General features: G+C 56.8%; 18 protein-coding genes. 14 read left to right on the top strand and 4 right to left on the bottom strand.

What is annotated here, in order from left to right; translation table 11 throughout:
- Positions 1-14 precede the first annotated feature (14 nt).
- On the top strand, positions 15-806 hold the full coding sequence (locus Q3H59_RS12570; RefSeq protein ID WP_101760829.1) for a metal-dependent hydrolase: 792 nt from the start codon (positions 15-17) through the stop codon (positions 804-806).
- A gap of 285 nt (positions 807-1,091) precedes the next feature.
- Positions 1,092-2,525 carry a PTS glucose transporter subunit IIBC gene (gene ptsG / locus Q3H59_RS12565; RefSeq protein ID WP_309835164.1) on the top strand — a complete coding sequence of 478 codons (1,434 nt, stop codon included), beginning with the start codon at positions 1,092-1,094 and terminating at the stop codon, positions 2,523-2,525.
- Between the two features lie 181 nt (positions 2,526-2,706).
- Here ptsG and Q3H59_RS12560 read toward each other — a convergent pair whose 3' ends face one another.
- On the bottom strand, positions 2,707-3,846 hold the full coding sequence (locus Q3H59_RS12560) for a glycoside hydrolase family 105 protein (protein ID WP_210080517.1): 1,140 nt from the start codon (positions 3,844-3,846) through the stop codon (positions 2,707-2,709).
- The gene (locus Q3H59_RS12555) at positions 3,843-5,447 is read right to left on the bottom strand and encodes an MFS transporter (protein WP_277974740.1); all 1,605 of its coding nucleotides are present in this window, start codon (positions 5,445-5,447) and stop codon (positions 3,843-3,845) included. The genes Q3H59_RS12560 and Q3H59_RS12555 overlap by 4 nt, the downstream gene beginning before the upstream one ends.
- Before the next feature lie 356 nt (positions 5,448-5,803).
- On the opposite strand from Q3H59_RS12555, the gene hinT reads away from it, so the two are divergent.
- The 8 genes from hinT (at position 5,804) to Q3H59_RS12515 (ending at position 11,943) form a co-directional block, all read left to right on the top strand.
- Positions 5,804-6,154, top strand: coding sequence for a purine nucleoside phosphoramidase (gene hinT, locus Q3H59_RS12550; RefSeq protein WP_137385568.1), 351 nt, complete (start codon positions 5,804-5,806; stop codon positions 6,152-6,154).
- Between the two features lie 17 nt (positions 6,155-6,171).
- On the top strand, positions 6,172-6,537 hold the full coding sequence (locus Q3H59_RS12545) for a YcfL family protein (RefSeq protein ID WP_110865934.1): 366 nt from the start codon (positions 6,172-6,174) through the stop codon (positions 6,535-6,537).
- Between the two features lie 10 nt (positions 6,538-6,547).
- On the top strand, positions 6,548-7,144 hold the full coding sequence (gene lpoB / locus Q3H59_RS12540) for a penicillin-binding protein activator LpoB (protein ID WP_101760823.1): 597 nt from the start codon (positions 6,548-6,550) through the stop codon (positions 7,142-7,144).
- Positions 7,104-7,946 carry a thiamine kinase gene (thiK, locus tag Q3H59_RS12535; RefSeq protein WP_405041743.1) on the top strand — a complete coding sequence of 281 codons (843 nt, stop codon included), beginning with the start codon at positions 7,104-7,106 and terminating at the stop codon, positions 7,944-7,946. The genes lpoB and thiK overlap by 41 nt, the downstream gene beginning before the upstream one ends.
- 15 nt (positions 7,947-7,961) lie before the next feature.
- On the top strand, positions 7,962-9,005 hold the full coding sequence (gene nagZ, locus Q3H59_RS12530) for a beta-N-acetylhexosaminidase (RefSeq protein ID WP_309835159.1): 1,044 nt from the start codon (positions 7,962-7,964) through the stop codon (positions 9,003-9,005).
- Between the two features lie 39 nt (positions 9,006-9,044).
- Entirely contained in the window at positions 9,045-9,587 is a 543-nt protein-coding gene (gene ycfP / locus Q3H59_RS12525; protein ID WP_309835157.1) for an alpha/beta hydrolase YcfP, read from the top strand.
- A 212-nt stretch (positions 9,588-9,799) separates the two neighbouring features.
- Positions 9,800-11,104, top strand: a complete 1,305-nt coding sequence (locus Q3H59_RS12520; RefSeq protein ID WP_085982480.1) for an NAD(P)/FAD-dependent oxidoreductase — start codon at positions 9,800-9,802, stop codon at positions 11,102-11,104.
- Positions 11,105-11,400: 296 nt separating this feature from the next.
- Positions 11,401-11,943: a glycine zipper 2TM domain-containing protein gene (locus Q3H59_RS12515; RefSeq protein WP_007885735.1), complete on the top strand. Its 543-nt coding sequence runs from the start codon at positions 11,401-11,403 to the stop codon at positions 11,941-11,943.
- A gap of 181 nt (positions 11,944-12,124) precedes the next feature.
- Here Q3H59_RS12515 and mfd read toward each other — a convergent pair whose 3' ends face one another.
- Together mfd and Q3H59_RS12505 are read right to left on the bottom strand one after the other, a co-directional pair.
- Positions 12,125-15,568: a transcription-repair coupling factor gene (gene mfd / locus Q3H59_RS12510; protein WP_309835152.1), complete on the bottom strand. Its 3,444-nt coding sequence runs from the start codon at positions 15,566-15,568 to the stop codon at positions 12,125-12,127.
- Between the two features lie 104 nt (positions 15,569-15,672).
- Positions 15,673-15,882 (bottom strand): hypothetical protein, encoded by a 210-nt coding sequence (locus Q3H59_RS12505; protein WP_008103029.1) that lies wholly within the window; start codon positions 15,880-15,882, stop codon positions 15,673-15,675.
- Between the two features lie 229 nt (positions 15,883-16,111).
- Between Q3H59_RS12505 and lolC the strand changes: the two genes are divergently transcribed.
- The 4 genes from lolC (at position 16,112) to cobB (ending at position 20,180) form a co-directional block, all read left to right on the top strand.
- Positions 16,112-17,311 carry a lipoprotein-releasing ABC transporter permease subunit LolC gene (gene lolC, locus Q3H59_RS12500; RefSeq protein WP_277974744.1) on the top strand — a complete coding sequence of 400 codons (1,200 nt, stop codon included), beginning with the start codon at positions 16,112-16,114 and terminating at the stop codon, positions 17,309-17,311.
- Entirely contained in the window at positions 17,304-18,005 is a 702-nt protein-coding gene (lolD, locus tag Q3H59_RS12495; RefSeq protein WP_008103026.1) for a lipoprotein-releasing ABC transporter ATP-binding protein LolD, read from the top strand. Before lolC ends, lolD begins: the two co-directional genes overlap by 8 nt.
- Complete coding sequence (gene lolE / locus Q3H59_RS12490; RefSeq protein WP_277974745.1) at positions 18,005-19,249, top strand: lipoprotein-releasing ABC transporter permease subunit LolE; 1,245 nt, start codon at positions 18,005-18,007, stop codon at positions 19,247-19,249. The genes lolD and lolE overlap by 1 nt, the downstream gene beginning before the upstream one ends.
- 97 nt (positions 19,250-19,346) lie before the next feature.
- Entirely contained in the window at positions 19,347-20,180 is an 834-nt protein-coding gene (gene cobB / locus Q3H59_RS12485) for a Sir2 family NAD+-dependent deacetylase (RefSeq protein ID WP_101760816.1), read from the top strand.
- The last annotated feature ends 53 nt before the right edge of the window (positions 20,181-20,233 follow it).

Here is a 20,233-nt window from a genome sequence, read left to right as displayed (position 1 = left end):
CAAAAGAGAACTCTATGTTTATTGTCGATTCCCACTGCCATCTCGATGGCCTCGATTATGAAAAGCACCATCGCGATCTGGATGATGTCATCGCCAAAGCGGCGGCGCGCGATGTGAAGTTTATGCTGGCGATTGCCACCACCTTGCCGGATTACTACAAAATCAAACAGCTGGTGGGCGATCGTGAAAACGTCGCGCTGGCTTGTGGCGTCCATCCGCTTAATCAGGAAGCGCCGTACGACGTTGAAGAGTTCCGCCGTCTGGCCGCAGAGGATCGCGTGGTCGCGCTGGGTGAAACCGGGCTGGACTATTTCTATCAGCAGGAAACTAAAGCGCAGCAACAAGCTTCGTTTCGTGAGCACATTCGTACCGGCATTGCGCTGAATAAACCGATCATCGTGCACACGCGTGATGCGCGTGAAGACACGCTGGCGATTCTGCGCGAAGAGCAGGTAGAGAAGTGCGGCGGCGTGCTGCACTGTTTTACCGAAGATAAAGAGACCGCAGCCAAATTGCTCGATCTCGGTTTTTATATCTCTTTCTCCGGCATTCTGACTTTCCGCAACGCCGAACAGATCCGCGATGCGGCGCGCTACGTGCCGCTTGATCGTATGCTGGTGGAAACCGATTCGCCGTATCTGGCGCCGGTACCGCACCGTGGTAAAGAGAATCAGCCAGCGTTTACGCGTGATGTGGCGGATTACATGGCGGTGTTAAAAGGCGTTGATATCGAAACCCTCGCCGCTACTACTACCGAAAATTTCTCCCGCCTGTTCCACATCCCGATGAGTCGTCTCGGCGGCTAAACGCTTTATTTCAAACGCTGTAATTAATCAGAAATCATTCAACTGCACTGCGTCTTACGGGACGCAGGCAGTGATTTATTGCTGTTTATTAGCGCAAGTCAGTAAGAAATGACTGAAAGGAAAGGGGCCTCCTTAGCGAAATGTGATGGCCGTCAATTTAACAATTAGCGATTTATTTTACTCTTCGTAATAAATCAAAAGACGCTCAGCGTCACCCCGGCGAAGGATCCTCCCCCTAAGCCATGCGCACTGCGCAAAAAATTGCACTCATACTCAGGAGTTTCTATGTTCAAGAACGCATTTGCGAACCTGCAGAAAGTAGGTAAATCGCTGATGTTGCCGGTATCGGTTCTGCCGATTGCCGGTATTTTGTTAGGTGTTGGTTCTGCAAACTTCAGCTGGCTGCCGGAAGTGGTTTCCCACGTCATGGCCGAAGCGGGTGGTTCGGTATTTGCCAATATGCCGCTGATCTTTGCGATCGGTGTGGCGCTTGGCTTTACCAATAACGACGGCGTTTCCGCGCTGGCGGCCGTGGTTGCCTACGGCATCATGGTGAAAACCATGGCGGTGGTTGCACCGCTGGTGCTGCATATGCCTGCCGGAGAAATTGAGGCTAAGCATCTTGCAGATACCGGTGTGCTCGGCGGAATCATCGCCGGTTCCATCGCGGCGTATATGTTTAACCGCTTCTATCGCATCAAACTGCCTGAGTATCTCGGCTTTTTTGCCGGCAAGCGCTTTGTGCCGATCATCTCCGGTCTGGCGGCGATTTTCACCGGTGTGGTGCTGTCATTCATTTGGCCGCCAATCGGTACCGCGATTCAGGAATTCTCACAATGGGCAGCCTATCAAAACCCAGTCGTCGCCTTTGGACTGTACGGTCTGATTGAGCGTTCGCTGGTGCCGTTTGGTCTGCACCATATCTGGAACGTCCCTTTCCAGATGCAGATTGGTGAATTCACCAACGCCGGAGGCCAGGTATTCCACGGTGATATCCCACGTTACATGGCGGGCGACCCAACGGCAGGCAAACTGTCTGGCGGCTTCCTGTTCAAAATGTACGGTCTGCCAGCGGCAGCGATTGCGATTTGGCATACGGCTAAACCAGAAAACCGCGCCAAAGTGGGCGGTATTATGATCTCCGCCGCGCTGACCTCGTTCCTGACCGGTATCACCGAGCCAATCGAGTTTGCCTTCATGTTCGTGGCGCCGATTCTGTATGTGATCCACGCGATTCTGGCAGGTCTGGCCTTCCCAATCTGTATTCTGCTGGGGATGCGTGATGGCACCAGCTTCTCACACGGTTTGATCGACTTTATCGTGCTGAGCGGTAACAGCAGCAAAATCTGGTTGTTCCCGATTGTGGGTATCATCTACGGCCTGATTTACTACACCGTATTCCGTTTCCTGATTGTGAAACTGAATCTGAAAACCCCTGGCCGTGAGGAGACCGCGATGGAGCAGAGCAGCGCAACCGGCAGCGAAATGGCGGGTAAACTGGTTACCGCGTTTGGTGGTAAAGAGAACATCACTAACCTTGATGCCTGTATCACGCGTCTGCGTGTCAGCGTGGCGGATGTCGGCAAGGTTGATCAGGCTGAACTGAAAAGCCTCGGCGCGCGTGGTGTGGTGGTAGCAGGTTCAGGCGTTCAGGCGATTTTCGGCACCAAGTCCGATAACCTGAAAACCGAAATGGATGATTATATCCGCAGCATGTAACTGAAAAAGGCGGGCAGAGCTGGTGCGATGAAGCGGCGTCAGATCGTAAAGACGCCATAAACCTTCCCTGGGGCTCGGCCCAAGCCATCCATGGCTTGGGACGCTTTACTCCTCTGCCGCCGCTTCAACGCACATTACTTACTGTGCGTAAAAATGCCCTCAAATGAGGGCATTTTTTTATTTACAGATAAACCCGCAAATACTCCGTCAAACACAGCAGCGCCATGGCCTGACCATACGGCATTGAGGTGAGCGGGATTTGGCGGTAATACTCGAGATCGCTGCCCATCGCTGTTCCGAACGACACCTGCTTCAATTCCCCATCCTCATCGATATTGCCGATCACGCCGCGCAACGCTTTCTCCGCCAGCGGCAAATATTCGGGCGAAAGATAATGTTTGCGCACCGCTTTAAGAATGCCATAGGCGAAACCGGCGGTGGCGGAGGCTTCCGGATAACTGTTGGGATCGTCGAGCAAGGTGTGCCACAAACCGCTGCTGTGCTGACAGGCGCTCAGCGCCTTCACCTGACTCTCCAGCACCTGCTGCAGGAAACGCCGCGTGGCGTGCTGTTCCGGCCAGTTCATCATCTCGAGGAAATCAGGAATAACGATAGTCAACCAGCTGTTGCCGCGCGCCCAACGTGCATTGGCAAAGTTGTGCCGTCCCTCAAACGTCCAGCCGTGGAACCACAAACCGGTTTGGCGATCCATCAAATATTGGGTATGAATCAGGAACTGATAACTGGCTTCTTCGACAAACTCAGGACGATCCAGCAGCTGGCCAATCTTCGCCAGCGCCATCACGCTCATCATCAAGGTGTCATCCCACAGCTGCTGGGTGTTTTCGTTGTTGTAGACGATGTGCTGCAAGCCGCCTTGCTCGGTGCGCGGCATCTCATACATCACCCATTCAGCCCAACGCTCCAGCACCGGCCGCCACGCAGCATTTCGCGTCTCTTCATAGCGATACGCCAGCGTCAGGAACGGGCAAACGGTATTGACGTTCTTGGTTGGCGTACCTTCCGCCAGGCGCGTGCTGAACCAGTCATCGATAATCTTCAGCGTCGCTTGATCGCCGGTTTGCTGATAGTAGTGCAGCATGCCGTACAAGCCGATGCCATGCGTCCACTCCCAACCGGCCCAGCCTTTGGTATCGATCACGCGGCCATCATCGAGGCGCAGCAAAAACTCGCCGCTGTGATCGGTAATATTCACCAGATTATGGGTTAGCCGCTGAATCAACTGCACCAGCTCAGTACGTGGCAACAGATATTCAGGCTGGCGCAGTAACGCGCTGTGCTTTACAGGAAATACAGTCATGGTTCATTCCTATCGTTAATCAGGGTAGAGAGAGAAGGTAAAGATCGTGGCTGCGTCGGCAGCGGCGGTGCGGCAGGCTTATGACGGTTGAGATAGCCGACGTTGTTATTGCCCCACAGATTTTCATACGGCATGCCCGCCAGCATTTCGACCACTTCACGCGCCTGTGGCGAAATACGCTCTGGCACCACGCGTCCGGCTTCGCGCATTTTCAACGTCTCTTCGCGCAGCACGGTGTGGGTTTGCAGATTGAGTTTAAAGCGCAGTGAAATAATGAAGCCGCAGGCCAGCACACAGAGCGTGCCCACGCTGAGGATCGCCAGGATGGTATGGCCGACAGCCGGCACCTGCGTGGCCTGGCCGGAAGAGAAGCCCGCCAGCTGCAACACGATACCGACGAACATCACCGCACCCGCTTGCGAGGCTTTGCGCGTCAGCGTCATGATGCCGGCAAAAATGCCTTCGCGACGTTGGCCGGTAATCACTTCATCGACGTCAGCGATATAGGTGTAAGTATTCCACGGCACATAGTTGATGCCGCCGCGACCAAGACCGGCAAGACCGGAAATCAGTACCAGCAGAGCGAAGTTGTCGTTCATGCCGCTGTACCACAATCCGGCGTAGGAGAGGGCGCTAAGCCCAAACAGCACCACCACCATACGGTATGCGGGCGCAGGCCCAAGGCGGATACACAGCGGAATCATCGCCATCACCGCAATAAACTGCATCACCGCCATGGTGCCCATCAGGTTGGAGGCGATCTGCGCGCTTTGCATCAGCACAAATACCACATACCAGGTGAACACCGCGTTAAAAACGTCCTGCGCGATATAGCCGCCGAGATACATGCCCAGATGCTGGCGGAAAATACGAATGCGCAGCGTTGAGGCCAGCTCGGTGTAGAGGCGCTTCAGGCTCTGTAGCAAGGTCAGCTGTGATTTTTCCTGCTCGGCGCGGCGCGATTCGGCAGAGAAATCGTCAGGATCGCGTTCCCAGGTAAACAGCCACACCAACGTTAATACCAGCGCACAAATCACCGAGAACACCAGGCTGGCGTAGAAGAAGGAGATCGGATTCTCTTTGCCAAACCAGCCAATCAGTATGCCCGGCAGGAACGCTGCCAGAATGGCCGACAGCTGCGCCAGGCCAATACGCGCGCCAGAGAAGCGGGTTTTCTGTTTGAAATCATCGGTCATCTCCGGTACCAGCGTTTCGTAAGGCACCAGAATCATGGTGTAGACCATATCGAACAGCAGATAAGTCAGCAGATACCACCAAAAACTCATGTCGCCAACCCACATCAGGCTGTAGCTGAACACGCACGGAATACCGAGCAGGATAAAAAATTTGCGGCGGCCAAAGCGCTTGCCGAGCCAGGTCGAACCGAAGTTATCGGTCAGGAAACCCATCAGCGGGCTCACCACCGCATCCAGTACGCGGGCGGCGGCGAAAATGAAGGTCGCCTGAATCGGCGAGAGCCCACAAAAGGTGGTGTAAAAGTAGAGCAGCCAGGCGGCGGTTAGCGCCGTGGTGCCTGCACCGAGGAAATCCCCGGACCCATAGGCCAGATAATGGCCCAGGCCAATCTTACGAGAGCGCATGGCAGGTTCTCCTTGAATTAGTCGGTAAACACATCCCTCATCACTCCGTACAACTTGCGCGGATTGGATTGAAAGTAGAGCGGCTTAAGCTGGCAAACCTTCGTGATTTCGCAATGACCTGCAGGTGAGTGGCAAAATCACAAAGAAAAAGGCGTGATATCTCTAATTTATAAAACAGCGTTTCATTTTTGTGGTTAATGAGAGGTTAGAAATGCGAGCTGCAGCACAATGCGTGGCGAAGTGAGAAAACGGCTTAAAGGCAGCCATTTAATGCAGGAATTGTGGTCCTGAGGTTGAAAGAAATGGAATTCCTCACGCATACTGCCTGACTGAACTCAGGCTTAAGGAAATGCACCATGGCTGAAGAAACCATTTTCAGTAAAATCATCCGTCGCGAGATTCCCGCCGACGTGGTTTATCAGGACGAACTGGTCACCGCCTTCCGTGATATCGCGCCCAAAGCGCCTACCCATATCTTGATCATCCCCAACGTATTGATTCCCACCGCCAATGATGCGCAGCCCGCACACGAGCAGGCGCTGGGCCGGATGATCATCGTGGCCGCCAAAATTGCCCGTGAAGAAGGCATTGCCGAAGATGGCTATCGTCTGATCATCAACTGCAACAGCCATGGCGGTCAGGAGGTTTATCACATCCATATGCATTTGGTTGGCGGTCAGCCGCTGGGCCCGATGCTGGCCAGCTAACTCAGGCGGACAACGTGATGCGTCAATGGCTGAGTGGCTTGCTGTTGCTGACCCTTGCAGGTTGCAGCAGCGATAAGCCGATGATTAATACCTCGCAGTCGCTGGTGATGGAATCGGCGGTGTTATCCGCGGGCATTATTACCGATGATCCGAAGTTGACCGAACAAGATGGTCAGCAGCGTGCCATGAGCATGTTGTACAACCAGCGTGAAACGCCGGTGAAAGTGCACTATCGTTTCTATTGGTACGACGACAAAGGATTGGAAATCACGCCGGAAGAGCCGGCGCAAAGCCAAATCGTTCCGGCGCACGGCAGCGTAGAAGTGGCCTCACAAATGGGCAATCCGACCGCCAGTAAGGTGCGTCTCTATCTTTATCTTTGAGGAGTAAGCTGTGATTCGCAGTGTAAAACGTTCGGGCGCGTTGTTATTTGCGCTAATGCTCACCGGTTGTGTGGTGCAACAACAGACGCCGGCACCGGTAGAACCCACGCAGCCGACTACGCCCACTCAGCCGGTTGAACCTACGCCGCAGCCAGTGCCGCCGCCGCAAACCGTGCCGCAGCCACCAAAGCTGAAAACCATTAACTGGGATGCCAGCGTCCAGCCGTTGGTCGGCAAGATGGTGCAATCTTCAGGCGTGAATCCGGGCAGCGTGCTGCTGGTGGATCGCATCAAGAACAGTACTAATGGCGCGCTGCAAACCGACAAAGCCACCGATGCGATTCAGAATGCGCTGGCCAACAACGGCAAGTTCACGCTGATCACCCCAGAACAGCTGGCGCAGGCCAAGCAAACGCTGGGCTTGTCGCCGGATGACAGCCTCAACTCGCGCAGTAAAGCGATTGGCCTGGCGCGCAACGTTAACGCGCAGTATGTGCTCTACAGCAATGCGCAGGGCGATGTGAAATCACCGACGCTGCAAATGCAGCTGATGCTGGTACAAACCGGTGAAATCATCTGGTCAGGAAACGGTGTTGCTCAACCCTGATCCCCAGCTGCAAAACCTGCTTCAGCAACAATGGCCGACGGCGCAAGCTGCCGGTCATTTTTTCGCGCTGCCGGGACTGAGCGGGCAAAGCGTGCGCGTGCAGATGCCGCAGGGCGAATTGCTGGCGCGACGAGCGCCGCCGCAGCCGATCCCGTTTGTCGATCGCCAGCGCGAATACCGCATTCTGCAGCAGTTCCGGCATGCACAGCTGGGGCCGCAGCCGCTGGCGTGGCGCCATCCCTGGCTGCTGCAAAGCTGGCTGCCGGGCGAGGTGCTCACCTCCGCGCAGTTTAACGCGCAGCGGCAGGCGATTGTGGCGCTGCTGCAGCGTCTGCATCAACAGCCGCTCACCGGCTACCGTTTACGATTAGCGCCGCTGCTACAGCGCTATTGGCAGCTTTGCCGGCAGCGTCACTGGCGCTGGCAGCGTCGTCTGCAACGCTTATTACAGCAGGGCGAACCGCAGCCGCTGCGCCTGGCACCGCTGCATATGGATGTCCACGCCGGCAACCTGATTGCCACGCCGGAAGGTTTACGCCTGATCGACTGGGAATATGCCGCCGACGGTGACGTGGCGCTGGAGCTGGCGGCGGTGTGTGCGGTTGATGGCGATACGCGTTCTGCGTGGATTGCCGATTACGCCGCGCGCGCGCAACTGGATAAGCCAGCACTGGCGTGCCAGATGCAGCGCTGGCAACCATGGCTGCAGCTGTTGATGGCCAGCTGGTATCAGCTGCGTGCCGAGCAGAGCCAGGATGACACCTTACTGCAGCTGGCGCAGGCTAGCTGGCACGACCTTTAACTCAGGATTTTAATCATGACCATGAACACACCCGGACCGCTGATGCTCGACGTCGAAAGCTATGAGCTGGACGCCGAAGAACGCGAAATTCTGCAGCATCCGCTGGTGGGCGGACTGATTCTGTTTGCCCGCAACTTCCACGATGTCGAGCAGTTGGCAGAGCTGGTGCGCCAGATTCGCGCCGCTTCGCGCAATCGTCTGGTGGTAGCGGTGGATCAGGAAGGCGGTCGCGTGCAGCGTTTCCGCGACGGCTTCACGCAGCTGCCGGCGATGCAATCCTTCGCCGCGCTGCACGATCTCAATAGCGCGGGTGAACTGGCGCAGCAGGCGGGCTGGCAGATGGCGTCGGAAATGATCGCCATGGACATCGACATCAGTTTCGCGCCGGTGCTCGATATTGGTCACATCAGCGCGGCGATCGGCGATCGTTCATTCCATGAAGATCCGGCCATCGCCCTGCAGGTCGCGCGACGTTTTATCAAAGGCATGCATGAAGCCGGCATGAAAACTACCGGCAAACACTTCCCCGGTCACGGTGCGGTCAGTGCCGATTCGCATAAAGAGACGCCGCGCGACAACCGCGATGCCGCCACGCTGCGTCAGCATGACCTGGCGATCTTTAAGCAGTTGATCGACGAGCAGCTTCTTGATGCGGTGATGCCGGCGCACGTTATCTATACTGAGGTGGATCCGTTGCCTGCCAGCGGTTCGCCGTATTGGCTGCAAACCGTATTGCGCGAGGAGCTCAGCTTTAACGGCGTGATTTTCTCCGACGACCTGTCGATGGAAGGTGCCGCGGTGATGGGCAGCTACGCCGAACGCGCGCAGCAGTCGCTGAATGCCGGTTGCGATATGATCCTGGTGTGCAATCAACGCGCGGGCGCGGTGAGCGTGCTGGATAACTTGACGCCGATCGGGGCAGAGCGCGTGACGCAGTTATACCATCAAGGGCGTTTTACCCGTCAAAGCCTGCTGGCAAGCGAGCGCTGGCGGCAAAATCAGCGTCAGTTAAGCGCGTTGCAAGAGCGCTGGCTGGCGCACAAAGCCTCGGGCAGATAAGCATCGCTGCCCGGATTTCACTCCACGCTGAGGATAATCATGATCATCTATCTGCACGGTTTTGATTCCAACAGTCCGGGCAACCATGAAAAGGTGCTGCAGCTGCAGTTTATTGACCCGGACGTCAGATTAGTCAGCTACAGCACCCGCCATCCCAAACACGACATGCAGTTTCTGCTGAAAGAGTGCGACAAGCTGCTACAACAGGGCGACGATGCGCATCCGCTGATTTGCGGGGTTGGGCTGGGCGGTTATTGGGCCGAACGCATTGGCTTCCTGTGCGGCATGCGTCAGGTGATCTTCAATCCAAATCTGTTCCCGTTTGAGAACATGGAAGGCAAAATCGATCGCCCGGAAGAGTATCTCGATATCGCCACTAAGTGCGTCAACGATTTCCGCGAAAAGAACCGCGAAAAGTGTCTGGCGATTTTGTCTCGTCAGGACGAAGCGCTGGATAATCAGCGCAGCGCGACGTACCTGCAGCCGTTCTATGAAATTATCTGGGATGACGTAGCCAGCCACAAATTCAAGAACATCGCGCCGCATTTGCAGCGCATCAAAACCTTCAAACTCCTCGCCTGACCGTCCGCGCGCCGTGTGATGCGGCGCATAAAATGTGTAACATTCTGATAATGCAGCTGAAAGATTGATGTACATCAATTTTCTTATGTGATGTCTCTGACGCCGTGATATTCTGCCCTCAGCTCGCGATTTAACGTCGCCAACCCTATGTTTATTAAGGTTTTTATTAACCATTAATTAACTATTGGTTTACAACTTTGAGGGGGTCTTTGTTGACTACATCTATGGAAAAAATCGTTATCATCGGCGGTGGTGCTGGCGGCTTAGAGCTGGCAACGCAGCTCGGTCACAAGCTGGGACGCAAGAAGAAAGCCGAGATCATCCTGGTCGATCGTAACCACAGTCATCTGTGGAAACCGCTGCTGCATGAAGTGGCAACCGGTTCGATGGACGAAGGGATTGATGCGCTAAGCTATCTGGCGCACGCGCGTAATCACGGCTTCCAGTTCCAGCTGGGATCGCTGACGCAAATCAACCGTGAAAACAAAACCCTTGAGCTGGCCGAAATCCGCGATGCGGAAGGCGCACTGTTAGTGCCGCAGCGTGAGCTGGCCTACGATCGTCTGGTCATCGCGCTTGGCAGCACCTCAAATGACTTCGGCACGCCGGGCGTAAAAGATCACTGCATCTTCCTCGACAACCCGCATCAGGCGCGTCGTTTCCACAACGAAATGCTCAACCTGTTCCTGCGTTTCTCGGCCAGCGAAGGCAGCCTGGAAAAAGTCAACATCGCCATTGTCGGCGGCGGCGCCACCGGCGTGGAACTCTCTGCAGAGCTGTATAACGCGGTGAAACAGCTGCACAGCTACGGCTACAAAGGTCTTGATAGCAGCTCGCTGAATGTCACGCTGGTGGAAGCCGGTGAACGCATTCTGCCGGCGCTGCCACCGCGCATTTCGGCGGCGGCGCATCAGGAGCTGACCAAACTTGGCGTACGCGTGTTGACGCAAACCATGGTCACCAGCGCCACCGAAAACGGCTTGAATACCAAAGGCGGCGAATTCATTGATGCCGATCTGATGGTGTGGGCGGCCGGTATCAAGGCGCCAGACTTCCTGAAAGAGATTGGCGGTCTGGAAACCAACCGCATCAATCAGCTGGTGGTAAAAGAGACGCTACAAACCACGCTGGATGACGACATCTACGCCATTGGTGATTGCGCCTCCTGTGCGCTGCCGGGGGGCGGATTTGTACCGCCGCGCGCGCAGTCAGCACATCAAATGGCGTCGCGCGCGCTGGAGAACATCCTTGCACAGCGTAAAGACAAACCGTTGAAAGCCTATGTTTATAAAGATCACGGTTCGCTGGTGTCGCTGTCGCGCTTCAGCACCGTCGGCAGTTTGATGGGTAACCTGATGCGCGGATCGATGATGGTGGAAGGGCGCATTGCGCGTTTTGTCTACATCTCTCTATATCGTATGCACCAGATTGCGCTCCACGGATACTTCAAGACCGGTCTTATGATGCTGGTCGGCAGTCTTAACCGCGTCCTGCGTCCGCGCCTCAAGCTACACTGATGATTTTCGGGCGGTGAATGCCGCCCTACGCCACACCAGCTGCCGTAACCCGCTGAAAACTGCACGTTCAGCTTTAGGTTACGGCACTATTTCATCCGCTCTCGGAACTCTCCTAAAAGCTGGCCCTGATGGGTTTCCGCTGCGTTTCCTCCATTAATCTGATGTTGCAATTACGGTCCATCTGTAAAACTTATCACCAACAAACACGGCGCGGCGCGCACGCCGGTTATGCCTCGGCTACACAGGATCTGGTAGCGGCAGGAATGCGCGGTAACAACCTTCAGGAGGATATTCCTGTGAATAAATCAATGTTAGCGGGTATCGGTATCGGCGTGGCAGCAGCGTTAGGTGTTGCCGCAGTCGCCAGCATGGATGTTTTCGATCGCGGCCCGCAGTTTGCACAAGTTCTGTCGGCGACGCCGATTAAAGAGAGCATCAAGCAGCCGCGACAGGAGTGTCGCAATGTGACGCTGACCCATCGTCGTGCGGTCCAGGATGAGAATCGCATTGCCGGTTCGGTGCTGGGCGCGGTAGCCGGCGGCGTGTTGGGCCATCAGTTTGGTGGTGGACGCGGACGCGATGTGGCTACGGTAGCGGGCGCGTTAGCTGGCGGTTACGGTGGTAATCAGGTGCAGGGTGCGCTGCAGGATCGCGACACGTACACCACCAACGAGCAGCGTTGCAAAACGGTATATGACAAACAGGAAAAAATGCTGGGTTATGATGTGACCTATAAAATAGGCGACCAGCAGGGCAAAATCCGCATGGAAAACGACCCTGGTACCCGCATTCCGCTCGACCGTAATGGTCAGCTGATCCTCAATTCAAATCAGGCCTAATTGGGCAAAGATGCATCACAGCAGCAGTAACGAAAAAAGCGCCGCAAGGCGCTTTTTTTTATGTGTGAGATCCTCAACGCGCACGGATTCGTAGCGGCGCAATTTGTTGCGCATCATCAATGGCGCACGGAGTCAAAGGCGCGCGATGAATCGCGCCGCAACGATTCCGTGCGGATATCCACTAAACCCGGTTTTTCGCCAGCTCGCTGACAAATCCCTGCACCCACTCCATACGGATTTTCCGGTCCGCCATATCGCGGGTGAACTTCAATCGTGTTGGGCCATCCAGCTTCCATTGCTGAGGATCTTTCTGCAGCAGGCCAATCAGCCAGCCCGGATCAACCTGATTCTGCGGCGCAAACTCGAAGAATCCGCCTTTGTCGCTGGCTTCAATCTTACGAATCCCCAACTGGCGCGCCACTAAACGCAGCCCGGCAACATCCAGCAGATTACGCGCGGCATCCGGCAGCTTGCCGAAGCGGTCAATCATCTCAACCTTCAGCTCCGCCAAATCCTGCTCATCGGCGGCGCTGGCCACACGCTTGTAGAGCGACAAGCGGGTATTCACATCCGGGATAAAATCATCCGGCAGCAGGGCAGGCATACGCAGTTCAATTTCGGTTTGATTGCTGGTGAGATCTTCCAGCGACGGCTCGCGGCCCGCCTTCAGCGCATCGACCGCGTTCTCCAGCAGCTCCATATACAGCGTGAAGCCGATGGTTTCCATCTGGCCGCTTTGATCTTCGCCGAGCAGCTCACCCGCGCCGCGAATCTCCAGATCGTGGGTTGCCAGCGCAAAACCGGCGCCGAGATCTTCCAGCGACGCGATAGCTTCCAGACGTTTTTGCGCATCAGTGGTCATCGCTTTTGGATGCGGCGTCAGCAGCCACGCATAGGCCTGATGGTGCGAACGTCCCACGCGGCCACGCAGCTGATGCAGCTGCGCCAGACCAAAGTGGTCGGCGCGTTCGATGATAATGGTGTTGGCGCTGGGTACGTCGATACCGGTTTCGATGATGGTGGTACACACCAGCACGTTAAAGCGCTGATGGTGGAAATCATTCATCACCCGCTCGAGATCGCGTTCGCGCATCTGACCGTGACCAATGGCAATGCGCGCTTCCGGCACCAGATCGGCCAATCGCTGCGCCGCTTTCTCGATGTTTTCCACGTCATTGTAGAGATAGTAAACCTGGCCGCCGCGCAGCACTTCACGCAGGATTGCCTCGCGCACCACCAGGCTGTCGTACTCACGTACAAAGGTTTTCACCGCCATGCGTCGTGCCGGTGGCGTGGCGATAATCGACAGATCGCGCATGCCGCTCATCGCCATATTCAGGGTGCGCGGAATCGGCGTGGCGGTGAGCGTCAGGATATCGACATCGGCGCGCATCGCCTTGATCCGCTCTTTATGACGCACGCCAAAGCGGTGCTCTTCATCGACAATTAGCAGGCCGAGATCGTGCCACTTCAGGTCGCTCGACAGCAGCTTATGGGTGCCAATCAGAATATCGACTTTGCCCTCGCGCGCCTGTTCCAGCACCTGACTCTGCTCTTTGGCGGTGCGGAAGCGCGACAGCATTTCAATGCGCACCGGCCAGTTAGCGAAACGATCGCGGAAGTTGTCGTAATGCTGCTGCGCCAGCAGCGTGGTGGGCACCAGCACCGCGACCTGTTTGGCGTTCTCAACCGCCAGAAACGCAGCGCGCATCGCCACTTCGGTTTTACCAAAGCCGACGTCGCCGCACACCAGACGATCCATCGCCAGCGGCTGACACATGTCGCTCAGCACCGCGTTGATCGCCTGGCCTTGATCCGGCGTGGTTTCAAACGGGAAGCCTTCGCAGAACAGCTGATACCGATCGCGATCGTGCTTAAAGGCAAAGCCGGTTTTGGCTGCGCGCTGAGCGTAAATATCCAGCAGCTCTGCCGCCACGTCGCGCACTTTCTCAGCAGCTTTCTGCCGCGCGCGTGACCAGGCATCGCTGCCAAGTTTATGCAGCGGCGCGTTTTCATCCGCGCCACCGGCATAGCGGCTAATCAGATGCAGTGATGAAACCGGCACGTACAGCTTGGCGTCGCCCGCATAGGAGAGCATCAGATACTCAGCGACGATGCCGCCGGCTTCCAGCGTGGTCAGGCCGATATAACGCCCAACGCCGTGCTCCAGATGCACCACCGGCTGGCCAGGATGCAGCTCGGCGAGGTTGCGGATCAGCACATCAGGATTGATGGTGCGGCGATTATCCTGGCGACGACGACTGACGCGCTCGCCAAGCAGATCGCTTTCGCAGATCAACGCCAGCTGGCGTTGCGTATCGATAAAGCCGCGCTCGCTGGCGCCAATCATCAGGCTAAGCGGCTGATTGGCGGCCTGATCAAAGTGATCGATAGCCTGTGGACGCAGTTTAATGCGCGCCAACAGCTCTTGCAGGCTTTCACGGCGGCCTTCACTCTCAACCGAGAAAATCACCTGACCGCTGAATTGTTCAAGGAACTGACGCAGCAGATCGAGTGGCGCTTTGGCCTGCGCCTGCACCGTCAATTCCGGCAGCGGCTGATAACCGAGATTGATATTCGCTGCTTTTTCCGGCAGCGTCTCGCTGCTTAACTGCATGCGCGGCCAGGCTTTCAGTTCGCTCATCAGCGTGTCGGGACGCAGCCACAGCGTGACCGGCTCCAGCAGCGGGCGCATCGGATCGATACGGCGATTCTCAAAGCGCGCGTTGGCGTCAAGCCAGAAGCGCTCGGCGCTGGCCAGCAAATCGCCGCTGTTGAGCAGCAGCGTATTGGCGGGCAGATAGCTGAACAGCGTCGGCAACGCCTGCTCAAAGAACAGCGGCTGCCAGTATTCGATACCGGCGGGCAGCGTGCCTTTGCTCACCTGCTGATAGACATGCTCCGGCTCGCGCCGTACGTCAAAGGTTTCGCGCCAGCGGCTGCGGAACAGCTCGATGGCGGCTTTATCCGTGGGGAATTCATGCGCCGGCAACAGGTTGATGGCGTTGACCGCCTCCAGCGTGCGCTGCGTATCGACGTCAAACAGACGCAGGCTGTCGATCTCATCGTCAAAGAAGTCGATGCGATAAGGTTGGTCGCTGCCCATCGGGAACAGATCGAGCAGCGCACCGCGCGTGGCGTATTCACCGTGCTCCATCACCTGATCGACGTGGCGATAACCGGCCTGCTCCAGCTGATCGCGCAGCGCATCGCGCGACAGCTTTTGCCCTTGCTGCATCACCAGCGCATGGCCGTGCAGGAAGCTGTGCGGACATACGCGCTGCATCAGCGTGTTGACCGGCATAATCAGCATACCGCGCGTTAAGTTGGGCAGTTGATACAGCGTGGAGAGGCGAGCTGAGATGATGTCCTGATGCGGCGAGAAGCTGTCGTAGGGCAGCGTTTCCCAGTCAGCGAGATGGGTGACCGGCAGATCGGTGAACTGGCGAATCTCCTCCTGCAGACGCAGGGCAGATTGCATATCCGGGGTAATCATCAACACCGGACCGCTGTGGCGTTCGGTGATGCTGGCGCACTCAAGCGCTTGCGCGGCGCCGACGAGCTGGCCGAGCTGGCGATGGTCGCCGGCTTTGACTGGCAGGGTATAACGACTCTGTTCCGACATGGGATCTCGACATTCTCTCCTTGGATTACAGGGCGTCATCATTCCATAATCCGCCCTGAGGATCATCTGTCGTGGTGCGATTTCTCACACTTTTGCCGGTTGAGCTACTTACTCGATTGCTGTGTGTAGTGCATACGTGGGCGGTCGACATTGGCCCAGGACAGCTCTTTCTCCAGATGGTAGCTGTGGTTGCCGTCGTCCCACTTCACGTAATAGCCGGTTGGCGCATCTCCCTGTTCAAAAACGTTGACGATCTCGCCTTTAATTTCACCCGATTTATGCTTAACAATGCTGCTTTTGGGGAACTTGAACATGGTGTACTCCTCGTCGCCTACGGTAATTCACCTTTAAGTCTACGCCAGCCAATGACGAATAAACGTACAAATAACATCATTAATTTGTCGCAATTTTATGCATAAGCGTTGGCTGGGACGGTTTTTGACACAACTTTGCCGCAGACTCAGAGGGTTAGAGGTTTCATAAAGGGGACGCCTCCTTTATCATCCCACTACTTATTTTCAGGCAACTGCCAAGACGGATCTCATGTATCAACCAGTCGCGTTATTCATCGGTTTACGCTACATGCGTGGACGTGCCTCAGACCGCTTTGGTCGCTTCGTCTCCTGGCTCTCAACTATCGGCATCACGCTCGGCGTGCTGGCGCTGGTCACCGTGTTGTCGGTGATGAATGGCTTTGAGCGCGAGCTGGAAGGCAATATCCTCGGCCTGATGCCGCAGGCGCTGATCACCAGCGAAAAAGGCAGCATCAGTCCGGAGGCGTTGCCCGCCGATAATCTCCAACTGCAAGGGGTTAAGCGCATCGCACCGCTGACCACCGCCGATGTGGTGCTACAAAGCGCGCGTAACGTCTCGGTCGGCGTGATGCTCGGCATCAATCCCGACGAACAGGATCCGCTAACGCCATTCCTCGTCAACACCCAACAAAGCGTGCTGCAGCCGGGCCAGTACAACGTCATCCTCGGTGAACAGCTGGCTGCACAGCTGGGCGTGAAGCGCGGCGATCAGCTGCGTCTGATGGTGCCATCGGTCAGCCAGTTCACGCCGGTAGGACGTTTGCCGAGCCAGCGTATTTTCACCGTGGCTGGCACCTATGCCGCCAACAGCGAAGTGGATGGCTATCAAATTCTGGTCAATCAGCAGGATGCGTCACGCGTGATGCGCTATCCGCTCGGCAACATCACCGGCTGGCGTTTGTGGCTGGATAAGCCGTTAAGCGTTGATGCGCTCAGCCAGCAGAAACTGCCGGAGGGCCTGACGTGGAAAGACTGGCGCGAACGCAAAGGCGATTTGTTCCAGGCGGTACGTATGGAAAAAAACATGATGGGGCTGCTGCTGAGCCTGATCATCGCGGTGGCGGCTTTTAATATCATTACCTCGCTGGGCCTGCTGATCATGGAGAAGCAGGGCGAAGTGGCCATTTTGCAAACGCTGGGGTTAACCCGCCGCCAGATTGTTGCGGTGTTTATGGTGCAGGGCGCCAGCGCGGGCATTATTGGCGCGCTGCTGGGCACCGTGCTTGGCGTGCTGCTCGCCAGCCAGCTGAATAATTTGATGCCGGTGATTGGTCTGTTCCTTGATGGCGCGGCGCTGCCGGTCGACATCAACGTGTTGCAGGTGATCACCATTGCGCTGGTCTCAATGGCCGTCGCGCTGCTTTCTACCCTTTATCCGTCGTGGCGCGCTGCCGCCGTCCAACCCGCTGAGGCTTTACGTTATGAGTAATACTCCTTTGTTGCAGTGTCGTGACCTGTGCAAACGCTATCAGGAAGGCAGCGTGCAGACCGATGTGCTGCGCAATGTGGCTTTCAGCCTGCAGCCGGGTGAACTGACGGCGATTGTCGGCAGCTCCGGTTCGGGTAAAAGTACCTTACTGCATCTGCTTGGCGGTCTGGATGCGCCGACGTCAGGCGATGTGATTTTTGATGGTAAATCGCTGAATGCGATGTCGTCGGCCGCGAAAGCCGAGCTACGCAACCGCGAGCTGGGCTTTATCTATCAGTTCCACCATCTACTGCCGGATTTTAGTGCGCTGGAGAACGTGGCGATGCCGCTGCTGATTGGCAAAATTGGCAAAGCGGAAGCGGAATCACGCGCGCGTGAAATGCTGGCGGCGGTCGGGCTGGAAAAACGTGCTGCGCATCGGCCTTCTGAGCTGTCGGGCGGTGAACGTCAGCGTGTGGCGATTGCCCGCGCGCTGGTGAATCGTCCGCGGCTGGTGATGGCCGATGAACCTACCGGTAACCTCGATGCGCGTAACGCCGACGCGATTTTTGAACTGCTCGGCGAGCTGAACGTTAAACAGGGCACCGCTTTTCTGGTAGTGACGCACGATCTGCAGCTGGCGAAACGCCTGAGCCGCCAGATGGAAATGCGCGACGGTGAGCTGAGCGACCAACTGACGCTGGGAGTGATCTGATGGCTTCGTCATTATCCCTGCTGCTCGGGCTGCGTTTTAGCCGCGGTCGGCGGCGTGGTGGCATGGTCTCGCTGATCTCCATCATCTCCACCATCGGCATTGCGCTGGGCGTGGCGGTGCTGATCATCGGCCTGAGCGCCATGAACGGCTTTGAGCGTGAGCTCAACAACCGCATTCTGGCGGTAGTGCCGCACGGTGAAATCGAGCCGGTGAATCAGCCGTTCCGTCACTGGCAACCGATGATCGCGCCGATTGAGCAGGTGGCCGGCATTGCCGCCGCAGCGCCCTATATCAACTTCACCGGGCTGATTGAGAGCGGCGCAAAGCTGCAGGCGCTGCAGGTGAAAGGCGTCGATCCGCAGCAGGAAGCGCGTCTCAGCGCCTTGCCGAGCTTTGTGGCCGGAGATGCGTGGTCACAGTTCGCGGCTGGTAAACAGCAAATCATTCTGGGTGGCGGCATCGCTAAATCGCTCAACGTGAAACAGGGCGACTGGATCACCATCATGATCCCCAATAATGATGGCGAGAATAAGCTGCTGCAGCCAAAACGTATTCGTCTGCAGGTCAGCGGCGTGCTGCAACTGAGCGGCATGCTCGATCACAGCCTGGCGCTGGTGCCGCTGGCCGATGCGCAGAAATATCTGGATATGGGCGACAGCGTCAGCGGTATTGCGCTGAAGATGAATGACCCGTTCCAGGCGCAGAAGTTGATACATGACGCCGGTAAAGTGACGCACTCTTACGTCTACATCAAGAGCTGGATTGGCACTTACGGCTACATGTACCGTGACATCCAGATGATTCGCGCCATTATGTATTTAGCCATGGTGCTGGTGATTGGCGTGGCCTGCTTCAACATCGTCTCGACGCTGGTGATGGCGGTGAAAGACAAGAGCAGCGACATCGCGGTGCTGCGTACGCTGGGCGCCAAAGATGGTTTGATTCGCGCCATCTTTATCTGGTACGGCTTGCTGGCGGGCCTGCTCGGCAGCGTCAGCGGCGTGGTGGTCGGCGTGCTGGTGGCGCTCAATCTCACGCCGGTGATGCGCGTGTTTGAGCACCTGACCGGGCATCAGCTGCTGGCGGGCGATATCTACTTTATCGATTTCCTGCCGTCCGAACTGCACTGGATTGATGTGATTTCGGTGCTGGCCACCGCGATTGTCCTGAGCCTGATTGCCAGCTGGTATCCGGCACGACGCGCCAGCCGTATCGATCCGGCCCGCGTACTCAGCGGTCAGTAAAGATAAAACGCAGCCGCTGTGCGGCTGCTATTATCGGGCAGAGTAGCCCGAAAAATCCCCGATGCGCGGCAATAAACGCCGCAGATAAGGAGCTTTTATGCGCATACCGCGCCGCCGCCTACGACTTGCCCGCGACAAAAAAAACCGCCGCAAGGTGCACCAGCGCTTTCGCCAGCGCATCTTCGAGCGCGATCGCAAAGCTGAACTGGCCGCGCATCCGCAACCGCGCGTGGTGGTGCTGACTGGCGCGGGGATCTCCGCCGAATCCGGTATTCGAACTTTCCGCGCCGCCGATGGCTTGTGGGAAGAGCATCGCGTGGAAGATGTCGCCACGCCGGAAGGTTTTCAACGCAATCCGGCGCTGGTGCAGGCGTTTTACAACGCGCGGCGTCAACAGCTGCAGCAGCCAGAAATTCAGCCTAACGCCGCGCACAAAGCGCTAGCGGAACTGGAGCAGGTGCTGGGCGATAACTTCCTGCTGGTGACGCAGAATATCGATAACCTGCACGAACGCGCCGGCAGCCAGCGCGTGCTGCATATGCACGGTGAACTGCTGAAAGTGCGCTGCGTCAGCAGTGGACAAGTGCTGGACTGGACCGAAGATTTAACCGCTGACGATCGCTGCACCTGCTGCCAGTTCCCGGCCATGCTGCGCCCGCACATCGTGTGGTTCGGCGAAATGCCGCTGGGGATGGAAGAGATTTATCAGGCGATTGAGCAGGCGAATCTGTTTATCGCCATTGGCACGTCGGGCCATGTCTATCCCGCCGCCGGTTTTGTCCACGAAGCGAAACTGCAGGGCGCGCATACCGTGGAGCTGAATCTGGAACCGAGCCAGGTCGGCAATGAGTTTGCCGAGCGTCATTACGGCTTAGCAAGCGAAGTGGTGCCGGAGTTTGTGCATACGTTTTTGCGTGGGTTGTATAAGTAGGTTTGTGCGCGCTTTCCCTCATCCCAACCTTCTCCCAGAGGGAGAAGGGGCTA

It is taken from the genome of Pantoea sp. SORGH_AS_0659 (genome assembly GCF_031453915.1).
Lineage (GTDB): Bacteria > Pseudomonadota > Gammaproteobacteria > Enterobacterales > Enterobacteriaceae > Pantoea > Pantoea leporis.
This window is presented reverse-complemented; position numbering and strand designations above follow the sequence as displayed.